Origin of the sequence: Stenotrophomonas sp. GbtcB23, from assembly GCF_019091045.1 — a bacterium.
GTDB classification, from domain to species: Bacteria; Pseudomonadota; Gammaproteobacteria; order Xanthomonadales; family Xanthomonadaceae; genus Stenotrophomonas; species Stenotrophomonas rhizophila_A.
Genome location: NZ_JAGXKC010000216.1, coordinates 1 through 428 on the forward strand (window position 1 = coordinate 1; position 428 = coordinate 428).

1 protein-coding gene is annotated in these 428 nt (G+C 55.6%); it reads right to left on the minus strand.

Features of this window, described 5'->3' with window-relative positions; translation table 11 throughout:
• Positions 1-428 (minus strand): hypothetical protein (locus KVS69_RS18855; protein WP_217539499.1); only part of this gene is annotated, 428 nt, incomplete at both ends.

The following is a 428-nucleotide window of genomic DNA, read 5'->3' on the forward strand; positions in this document are numbered from 1 at the left end:
TTCCGACCTCCGGCTTCGCACCCCTGTCTTTGGCGGCACCCTTCTTGGGACCTTGCAGCACCGTGAGACCCAACTGCTGGAACGCGAAAATTGCGGAACGCGGAGCGAACATGTCTTTGTACTTCTTGCCGAGGGCCTCCGTATGGTCGGCCTTCCAGCTTTCGGTACTCAGATAGGTTGAGAGAGGCTCCACGTCCGTCCAGACGTGAACGGGATTCCAGTCAAAGTTAGGGTCATTCTTCGGCTTTTTCTTCGTAAGGAACGCCCATGTGAGTGCCTCGTCCTTCTTGCAGCTAACCAAGACTGCTGCAAAGACCTCGATTCCTTCGAACTTCTCCGCGCGATAGGCCACAAGATCGAGCTCTCTCGCACGACCATCCACATCGGCGGCGTAATAGCGCCCACCAATTGTTGACCAACCATTCTTC